Below are 9,973 nucleotides of genomic sequence, written 5' to 3'. Positions count from 1 at the left end.
GGTGTAAACAATGTCATGACCTTAAGCGTGCACACTGTCATGACTTTAAGCGTGCAAAAGGTAGTGACACATAACACACAATTTTTCAACCCCCGCTACCTGGTGAAATTCCTGGTAGCGGGGGTTTGTTGGTTTTGACTGATTTTACCTGAAATCGTCTCCCCTACGCTTTCAGAACGCAATTTCGTGCTAAAACTCCGGGGGAATCACAATCCAGGCCACTATATACAGGATGAACAAAGGCACAAACGCCGTGCAGAGCCCAATCAACACCGTGCCGATTCGTACAATCGCAGGGTCGAGTCCAAAGTACTCCGCGATGCCGCCACAGACCCCGCCGATGTATTTGTCCACCATGGAACGCTGTAGCCGCTTCGGTGCCGGGTTCGGTTGGTAGTGAGGTTGGTTCGTCGGATAAGACATGGCGCCTCGCTTTCCTAGAGTCGTTACTTGTTATGCCCAGGGCCGGTTTGCGCACCGAGTACACCCTGAAAAAATCTGGTCAAAGCTGGGATGTCGGCGTCATCAAGGTGGTCGAACACCAGGCGTCGCACGCTTTCAACGTGGCCCGGGGCTGCAGCCTCGAGTCGCTGTAGACCGTCCTCGGTGAGCGCTACCAAGACGCCACGGGCGTCTCCCGGGCTCTTCTGCTTTGATACCAAACCGCGCTTCTCCATGCGGGTGACCTGGTGCGATGTTCGGGATCGGTCCCACTCCAGTGCACCGCATAAGTCACGCAAGCGCATCGTGTACCCATCCACTTCTGAAAGGCTGACCAGCACAGAGAACTCCGAAGTCGACAAGTTTGAGTCTGCCTGGAGTGTGTCGTCGAGCGCGCGCGAAATTTTGCGCGCAGTGGCAAGCATGAGCCGCCACAGGTCTTGCTCGGCATCGCTGAGCCAGTGGGGTGCGTCAGACATGCACCCCACTGTAGTAGATCAACCAAACAGTTTCATAGCATTAATTAATTGGTTTTTAGCTGCTCAATCTCGTATCGGTTGCTACTGGCAACGCCGTCGTACCGGTTGGGGTAACACGTCAGCACAATCACTTGAGCATGCTTGCCCACCCTGTTAAACAGCGCGTTCATCAGTTGCAGCCGGTGGGGGTCCGTCGCGCCGAGTGCATCGTCTATCACCACAGGTACCGGTGCTGTTCCATCACGGGCGACAAGCTCCGCAATGGCAAAACGGGTCAGCAAGGCGAGCTGCTCCTGTGCGCCACCAGAAAGCTCCTCGATCGGCAGAGACACACCAGCAACGTTGCGGCGGGTGATTTGCAGTTGGTCGTCGAGCTCGAATTCCACATCTCTGCCAAACAGCGCCCCCGCGTAGCCCTCCAGCGCAGCAGCGAACGGCGCCGCGTAGCGCGCATTCGCCTCTTCACGGTAGCGCTGTAGCGTGTCATACAAGAGCTTGGTTGCCTCAGCACGGCGGGTGGTTCGGCGGTACTCAGACTCAGCTGCGTCCAACATCGCTTCGGCTCGGTCGACCTTTTCCGCGATACCAGTCGCCATTTCAAAAAAGCTTTTCAGCTCGGCAACGCGCCTATCGGCGGCATTGTAGCGGTCTTGCAAGTTCACGACGCGGGTTTGCGCGCTTTCGAGCAGCGCCTGTGCCATGTCCACGTTGGCCTCGTTTGCCGCCGTGGTGACCTCTTCAAGTTTTGTGCGCGCAGCGCTCAGTCCAGCCTCAGCAGTTGCTTGTGCCTCGCCCAAGTCTTCCGACGTTGTATGTTCCTGCTCTGTTCGCAACTCTTCATCGGCGTTACGTACTGCTTCCTCGTGCGTTGCGAGTTTGGTCTCCAGTACAAGCAGTGCTTGGCGGGCCTTTCGCTCCCGGTGCGGCTCCAGCGCAGCCACCGCCACTTCCGCGTCATGCTGGGCATTCTGTAAAGCAGCCTCTGCAGCAGCGGCCTCGTGCTCAGCAGCATCGAGTTCCTTTAAAGCTACGCCCTCCCCCAAGGCCTCAGCGTGCTCTGCGTGTAGTTTCTGCAGCTTTAGGTGGCGTTCCTGTAGCGCAGATAGGTCTCTGCCTGCGAGGATGTCTTCCCTGCGTCGCTTGGCTTCCTCCACGCGTTGAGCAAACGTCCGATGCTCATCGCGCTTCGCTCGCGCCTCCGCAACGTCAGCACAACCAAGGCCCGCGAGTAACTCCTCAAGCGCGCGCTCCGCATCTTCCACCACGCTGTACTGGTTCGCGCCGCTGGCGCCAGCGCTGTAGGTCAGATGGAACTCACCGAATTCAAAGGTGGTGGCGTCGAAAAGCTCGATAGTGCGCTCGCCTTTGACGTGTGTGGGGGCATCGTCGTGCACGAAGGTGGCGTCATCGGCATGCACGGTCAGTTTCGCGGTCGAGGCTGCACGGATGGTGCGCTGTACCTTTACTTCACTCGCAGCTTCTTCCACTCGAGTCACATCGGCGTCGGTGACGGGACGACTAGGGGCCTCAGCAACGAGTTTTTGATACTCGGCTTGCGCACCGTCAACCTGGTCAAGCACTGCCTGCAGATCTGAGAGTTCCTGTTGGCACAGCGAGTACTCACGCAGAGCGCTGGCACGGCGTGCCTCCTCGCGTGCATTCGTCAGTGCAGCTTGACGCCGCTCCACGGTTTCGGTGAGTGTCGCAATGGTAGCTTCCTCTTCATCACTGGCTTGCTGGGCGGCGCCCTTCTCCTGCTCGAGCGCTGCCTGCTGCTCACCCAACAGTGCGACGCGCTGCTCCAACTTCTTCCTGTTTTCCACATCCTGCGCTGCGCGCTGTGCCGTGAGCTCTGCGTATTTCACAGCTGCTTGCGCAGCCTGAAGTTTTGCGGCAACCTCTTCGGCGCGCTTCGCCTCGGCTTGACTGGACTCAAGATCTCGCTGTGCTTCCGGCAGCTCATCCTGGATCTGCTGCATTTGCTGCTGCAAGCGCTCAACTTCTACGACTTCATTGTCAAACTTCCGCTTTTCCTGCAACAGCGATTCGTACTGTTGCTGCGCTTCTTCTGCTGCTTTCCGGAGCTTGTCGTATTCGCCACGCGGGCGACCTGTGGGTGTGAAGTACGCTGTGTATTCGTCGCTGATGCGCTGCATGAGCGCAGTGTCATCGTAGGCGGCTTCCTCTGCGCTGCGTCCAGCGTCCCCATCAAGGGTCCGCACAACACTTGGGATGCCCGCTGCGCTGATCCCTGCTGCGAACTGTCCCTGGCGCAGGAAGAGCGTCGAAGCGAGCTCCTGGTCAAGGTTTTCCGCGAGGATCCGTGCAAGCTCATCGTCAGCCTCACGCCCGGTGTATTGGCGCAGCTGCGGTCTGGTGATGTTGAGCTCCGAGTACTTCCCTTTCCCCCACTGTTTGGCAATGGTGAAGCTGTAATCGCCAACCGTCGCCTCAAGCCGCACTGCAGGCGAAACGTCCCTCCCGATCGGAGTGAGCACGCCAATCTTCTTGCCTCCGGCAGTGTGGCGTTCGTTGAGCACTGTCGTCAGCGCGTCAAGGATGGTGGATTTGCCTGCTTCGTTATTGCCATGGATCACGATCACACCGGTATCTGGCAGGTCACGGAGCTCTAACCGCTGAATACCACGGAAGTTTTCAATGGTGATCGAATGGATGCGCATTTAGTTCACTTCCTTGGAGAATCGGAACAGAAGGTTCACAGCGTCACGTGCTGTCGCAGAGCCTTTAGCATCGTCATGCGCGGATGCCTGGGAAATCAGGTCCCGCATCGCCTCGGCCGCGTACCCGCTCAGCGGAAGGTTTTCGAGCTCGTCATCGCTGGGCGCCAGGTGCAGGCTCATGAGCCGTTCACGCTCATACAACGCAGCGAACACCGGCTCAAGCCGCCCGATCGCCTGCTCAAAGGTCGCCATCGCCGCAAGGCCAAGCGTGCCGCGGACGGAATACTTCACCACAGTGCGGTCCTTGTGCTCGTAGCGTTCAAGCTGCTCCACTATCCTTTCGACGTCACCTTCGTCACTGACCTCCCAGTCCAATGCCTCAAATGTCCACGCTCCCGTCTCAACCGGCTCGACGTTTACAACGCAATCTTCCGTGGAGGACTTCGTAATCTCGACGACGAGCGTGTTACCGGAATCAACCTCGCCGCCGCCACCAGGGCCACCGATAGCAAAGTCGTGGAAATCAGTGGTTTCCGGGCTGCCCGAGAACCACACGCGCCCACTCGTGCCGAGTGACTGCGTAGAGTGCGTATCCCCCAACGCGACGTAATCGATCACCCCCGAGGCCAGCTTCTCCTCCAGCAAATCCAGATCGATGAGCGCTTCGGTCTGTTCTTTGCCGTAGCCATCCACTTGGCCGTGGCCGACAAGCACTCGAATTCTATCCGTTGGTTCCAAATCGCGCGCGGCGCGAGCGCATAAGTCCTCAGAGGCGTATCGGGCTTTGAGAGGCGCGCCGACAAGCTCAACGCCCGGGACGACCTCTACGGGATCGAAGGAATCGAGCACGTGCACATTCTCAAGGTCATCGGTGGCGTAGAAAATGGAGTCCGCCACCAGCGGGTCATGATTACCCGGGAGCAAGTACACCGGCACTGGCAGGCGCTTCAGCACCTCGAGCGCTCGTCCAAGCGTCTCCCGCTCGAGCGCGTTGTGCTCAAACACATCGCCGGCGATCACAATACAGTCTGCATCATGCTCCGTGGCTACTTGGCCGAGGCGTTCAACGGCGCGCAAGCGGGCGTCGTCAAACCTCGATTGGGCTTCGGAGCGCAGAAACTTCCGAGTCATGCCAAGCTGCAGGTCAGAGGAGTGGATAAATCGAAACGTGTTCACATACTCACTACTACCAAACGGCTCGGACATTAGTCTTCAGTTTCAGTCAGAGCATAGAACAGATCTTCGATATCGGAGACCGCTCGTAGCTGGTCGATGTTGGTAAAGGAAATTGTCTGCATCGCCTTGTGCAGCATCGTGATGTCAGAATCTTCGATCATCGGAGCGACTTTCGGGGTAGGCAAATCAGGTAACGCGCCGCCTTCCCAAAAGTCCGGCTGCGGGCGCGGTGTAGACGCCGTGACTTCGCCCGGCGCGTCAGGCTGCGCTGCCTCGTGCTGCACAGTCGGTGGCGCCATGCCGGTCAGTCGCACAATCGAGCTATCCCGAAGTTGGAGAATGAATTCGTGGTGTTCGCTCATGCGCTGTGCTGCCTGATACCCCACTGCGACAATGTGTTTGCAGGCTACGACGGGATCGGGGCAGCTACAGTGCAGCCGAAACTCCTCAGGACCGTTGGCGATCAAGGTGTCCAACGCCTCATCGGTATAGACGCCATTGCGCGCTTTCATCAATGCCGCGGAGTCGTGCGCAATGTCGGATAGCAGCCCGCCGATGTCAGCAGCGGTGCGCCGTGGTAGCTCAATGACGGTGTGAAATGGTTCGATTTGTGAGCCGGTCACAACCGCATCGATCCCACTAAGCCGCGGGTAGAGCTCGGCGACGTGACCGCCGTTGGCGTACGCAATGCCCCGCTTGATGCGACCAGCATCGCTGTATCGCACGACTGCTTCCCAGATCCTGCGGCCTGCGGCATTCCACGTCGCAGGAACGTCTTTGTACCGCGATCGAGTCTCAGAAGCTTGCTTCGCCTGCTTCTGTTCCGGGGAGCGCCGACGTGCGCCGAAGTTTGCATAAATAACGTTGTCTTCGCGTGGTCGCTGGGTGCTCATAGGTTGCGCTCGCCTCCGTTTCCTCGGTAGCTCATCAGCTGTGCCAGATCGTCAGCGTCGAGTTCCGTAATCCAGCCTTCGCCCTCGCCAATCACCGCACCTGCCAGGTGCATCTTGCCATCCAAGATGTCTTGGATCGATTCCTCCATGGTTCCGCGCGTAATCATCTTGTACACCGTGACGTCTTTCTTCTGGCCAATGCGGAACGCGCGGTCCGTCGCCTGGTTTTCCACGGCGGGATTCCACCAACGGTCAAGGTGGATCACCATCGATGCAGCAGTCAGGTTGAGTCCGGTACCACCTGCTTTAAGACTCAGCAGCATCGCGCGCGGCCCGTCCGGCTCCTGGAAGTGCGCAACCATAGCATCGCGCGCGCTCTTTCCTACCCCACCGTGGAGAAACGGGATGAGCTCACCGAGGTAGTCGCTCAGGTAGGGCCGCAGGATGTCACCAAACGCTTTGTACTGGGTAAAGATCAACACTCGTTGGTCGGTTCGCACTGCCTCATTGAGCAGCTCCACAAGGCGGGCGACCTTACCGGACCTGTGGTGGCCGTCGGCAAGTACTGGTGATCCATCGCCCAGGAAGTGAGCCGGGTGGTTGCAGATCTGCTTGATGCGAGTGATCGTGGCAAGCACGAGACCTTTACGCGCCATACCCTTGCGTTCCTGCAGTTCGCGCTGCATGCGGTCAACGAGTGCCGTGTAGAGCGCCGCTTGCTCCGCAGTCATGTCCACTGTCAGTACATGCTCAGCCTTGTCCGGCAGGTCATCGATGATCGCGGTGTCCGTCTTCAGCCTGCGCAGGATAAACGGCGCGGTGAGGCGCTGCAGGCGCTCCCCCATCTCGTCGGCGAGGCCCTCGTCCCGGCGCGACTCAATTGCCCGTGCGAAGTGGTTGCGGAAGAAGGACTGCGAGCCGAGGATGCCGGGGTTCACAAAGTCGAGGAGACTGCGCAGCTCGGAGAGCTTGTTTTCAATCGGGGTGCCTGTCAGCGCGATACGGTGGCGAGCTGGCAGCGCTCGCACGCTTTTCGACGCCCTCGTCCCCGCATTCTTAATCGCCTGAGCTTCGTCGAGCACCACATGGTCCCATTCGATCAAAGACAAGTCGATCACATCGCGCGATGCGATCCCATAGGAGGTGATGGTGACGTCATGCTTCTTGAGAGCCTCACGCAGTTCCTCTCCTTTGTACCGGGCACTGCCGTGGTGGACATATATAGAAAGGTGCGGCACGAACTTCGCGGCTTCGCGTGCCCAGTTGCCCACCACGGAGGTCGGCGCAACAACGAGGGTTGGTCCGGTGCGCTGCCCGCGTTCTGCTTCGACGGCAAGCAGGGTGAGCAGCTGGAGCGTCTTGCCGAGCCCCATGTCATCGGCAAGCACGGCACCTAGGTGGTTGCGGGACATGTAGTAGAGCCAATCCACGCCACGACGCTGGTACTCGCGGAGCTCAGCATGCACAGTTCTTGGGATGTCGACGCGCTCCGGCGCCGGGCGGTCCATTCCGCCGACCAGAGACGTAAACCAACGGGACCCAGTGAACTCAAGCGGCGAGTCTGGTCCACTCTCCAGCGCGAGCTGACGCAGCTCCTCCGCGGTTACCGCACCGTGTTCCTCTGACGCTTCGAGTTTCTGGTACTCCTCCTCGAGCTGGTCGGCGCGGGCAGCGAGCGCTTCGGCGTCATCTGCTCCCGCATCAGCTGCAAGCTGCGCGGTCGTCCGGGCTTCTTCTGCTTCACGCTTAGCCCGCGCCAGCGCCGTCCCGTGGAGTTTCTCCATGTACCGCTTCGTGCGCTCGAGGTGTCGTGTATCGGCGAGCACCCACTCGCCGCGCAGCTTGATCAGCCCAGACTTCGACTCGACGAGCCGCTGCATTTCGTCATCCGTCAGTTCAGTGCCGCCGATGCTGACGCGCCAGTCGTAATTGACCAGCTGGCCGAAGCCAAGCCGGGTCACCGCTGTTGCGTCGTACGGGTTCTTCGCTTCCGAAAGGTGCAGCTTCGATGTTGTCTCTGCAGTTGTCCAGGCGCGTGGCAGCATCACCGCGTAGTTCGCAAGCCGAAGCTTGCTCACCTCAGTCTCCACGAATTGCACAATCTCTTCCGCGGACAGGTACACGTCCCAGTCGCCATCGAGCGCAGAGCCCGGCGTTGTCGCGGCACGCCGGTGCGTCGATGGATCAATCAGGTCGGAGACCCTGATGGCGTCGCGAAGCACGGAGTGGAGCTGCTGCACCGTATAGGCGTCATACTCCGACAGCCGGATGGGCCGCGGCGATTCATCGCCGGAGCGCACGTTCACCCGGATCGGCCACTGCGTGAACGCTTCATCGCCCCCATCTTCTGCGTCTGCGGGCTGCTCCACGATGAAGACCAGTTGGAAATTCGTCGCAGTGATTGAGCCGTTCCACTGGCTCATCTGTCGCGAAAACGCGCTAGAGCCTCGCCGTAGCGGCGTCCCGTGAAGCAACGACTGTACAAAATCGTGCCACGGAAACGGGCGCTCACCGCGCAGCATAGGGGAGTTACGCAGCTGGGCAGACGCGATCCAGTGCACAAATGTGCGCGAGCAGTCTTCGTCGAGCCGTCGGTTGTTCTCCGTAAGTACGCCTGGCGCAGCCGCAATCATGTCCGCGAGCCAACCGCGTTCCTCCACCCCGGTGCCGAGCTGCCACTGCGCGAACCACTGAAAGTCCTGAGACGGCACGTGAATCGATACCCTGCCAGCCTGTACAAACCGCTCAAGCCCGAGAAACATCTGGATGAGCCACAAAAGATCCGGGGCTACCGACGCCCGCTGTTGCTCCGTGAGCCCTTCCGGTGCCGGAACGTCTGGGTCCAGGAGGAAGGACATTGCTCGTAGAAACTGTACTGCCTCATCGGGGGCGAATGCTGCCGTCGGCACCCGGAGCCGCAATAGTTTGCCTTTCGGCGTGCGCAACATGACCTTGCCGCGGTGGCGGAACTTGACCCCTTCGAGCAGTGTGTGGACTGGTTCGGGGAAGGTCCCCTTCGGCACTTCGTCGAGTGTGATGATTTTATGGCCAGCCACCTGCTCGACCCAGACCTGCAAGCCAGAATCTGGCAGCCACAGCCCGTGAAGAAGGAATTTTGGCAAGCCCACCCTTATACCATCCTTGATTTCGCTACATCGACTACGGTTCTAACGGTAATCTTTAAAACTCTACTCGCTTATTTTTTCTATTGCTTTAGGGAGGCAAACATGGCCGATAGCTTCTGGCTTGTCCTTGCCATTGTGTTGTATTTCGGTGTCATGGTTGCCATCGGGTTTTATTCGTGGATCCAGACGAGCAAGTATGACGACTACGTTCTTGGCGACCGTGGACTGCACCCATTCGTAGCAGGCCTATCCGCGGGCGCATCAGATATGTCGGGCTGGCTGCTGATGGGGCTGCCGGGCGCATTGTTCGTTTCCGGCATGAGCGAGCTGTGGATCGTTATTGGACTTTTGGTCGGGTCGTGGGCGAACTGGAAGTTCGTCGCACCACGCCTCCGCGCTTATACGGAAGTGTCAAATAACTCGATTACCTTGCCGTCCTTCTTTGAGAACCGCACCCGAGACTCCTCACACGTCCTGCGGTTTGTCGCGGCCGTGATCATTATTTTCTTCTTCACGTTCTACGTTTCGTCAGGCATGGTCTCGGGTGGCCGTTACTTCGAATCCACTTTCCATGGTGACTACCTCACAGGCGTGCTCATCGTCGGTTCGATTACTGTGCTGTACACGTTCATCGGCGGCTTCCTCGCTGTGAGCTATACCGACGTTGTCCAAGGGGTCTTGATGTTCTTGGCGCTGGTCACGGTGCCACTGATGGCACTGCTCTCGCTCGATACCCCCTCTGATATCTTCTCGTTCGCTTCCCACAACGCCTACGGCCCGTGGGAGGCCGGCAATCCGGACTACTTCAACATGATCGCCGGTGTCTCGTTGGCAACCATCATCGGCAACTTGGCGTGGGGCTTCGGCTACCTGGGACAGCCACATATTGTTACCCGCTTCATGGCGCTGCGCTCCCCGGCTGAGGCAGCCAGCGCACGCCGGACCGGAATCAGCTGGGTCACTATCTGCTTTGCGGGTGCGGTGTTCACCGCGCTCGTATCGACGGTCTTCTTCGCCGAAACACCGCACAGTGTCACTGACCAAAGCGGCTTCGAAACCATCTTCTTGGACCTGGCCCGCATCCTCTTCCACCCACTCATCGCAGGTATCGTCCTTACAGCGGTGCTCGCGGCGATTATGTCCACAATGTCCTCCCAACTATTGATCACCTCCTCCGC

7 protein-coding genes are annotated in these 9,973 nt (G+C 59.1%); 1 reads left to right on the top strand and 6 read right to left on the bottom strand.

The features are described from left to right. Positions 1–189 precede the first annotated feature (189 nt). The 6 genes from QP752_RS11065 to QP752_RS11040 are packed head-to-tail and all read right to left on the bottom strand — an operon-like array spanning position 190 to position 8,792. Positions 190–423 carry a PspC domain-containing protein gene (locus QP752_RS11065; protein WP_070362646.1) on the bottom strand — a complete coding sequence of 78 codons (234 nt, stop codon included), beginning with the start codon at positions 421–423 and terminating at the stop codon, positions 190–192. 23 nt (positions 424–446) lie between these two features. Next, complete coding sequence (locus tag QP752_RS11060) at positions 447–920, bottom strand: MarR family winged helix-turn-helix transcriptional regulator (protein WP_070362647.1); 474 nt, start codon at positions 918–920, stop codon at positions 447–449. A 44-nt stretch (positions 921–964) separates the two neighbouring features. After that, positions 965–3,601, bottom strand: a complete 2,637-nt coding sequence (locus QP752_RS11055) for an AAA family ATPase (protein WP_070479490.1) — start codon at positions 3,599–3,601, stop codon at positions 965–967. Next, a complete protein-coding gene (locus QP752_RS11050) occupies positions 3,602–4,807 on the bottom strand; it encodes an exonuclease SbcCD subunit D (protein ID WP_070479488.1) in 1,206 nt (401 codons plus the stop codon). Then, a complete protein-coding gene (locus tag QP752_RS11045; protein WP_070479486.1) occupies positions 4,807–5,670 on the bottom strand; it encodes a hypothetical protein in 864 nt (287 codons plus the stop codon). Before QP752_RS11045 ends, QP752_RS11050 begins: the two co-directional genes overlap by 1 nt. Then, positions 5,667–8,792: a DEAD/DEAH box helicase gene (locus QP752_RS11040; protein WP_070479543.1), complete on the bottom strand. Its 3,126-nt coding sequence runs from the start codon at positions 8,790–8,792 to the stop codon at positions 5,667–5,669. The genes QP752_RS11045 and QP752_RS11040 overlap by 4 nt, the downstream gene beginning before the upstream one ends. A gap of 105 nt (positions 8,793–8,897) precedes the next feature. Here QP752_RS11040 and QP752_RS11035 point away from each other — a divergent pair. Further along, a partial coding sequence (locus QP752_RS11035) for a sodium/solute symporter (RefSeq protein ID WP_284805518.1) occupies positions 8,898–9,973 on the top strand: 1,076 nt, incomplete at its 3' end.

It is taken from the genome of Corynebacterium sp. UMB10321, assembly GCF_030228725.1.
GTDB classification, from domain to species: Bacteria; Actinomycetota; Actinomycetes; order Mycobacteriales; family Mycobacteriaceae; genus Corynebacterium; species Corynebacterium pseudogenitalium.
The sequence above is the reverse complement of the archived record's forward strand: the minus strand, read 5'-3'. Positions and strand labels throughout refer to the sequence as shown.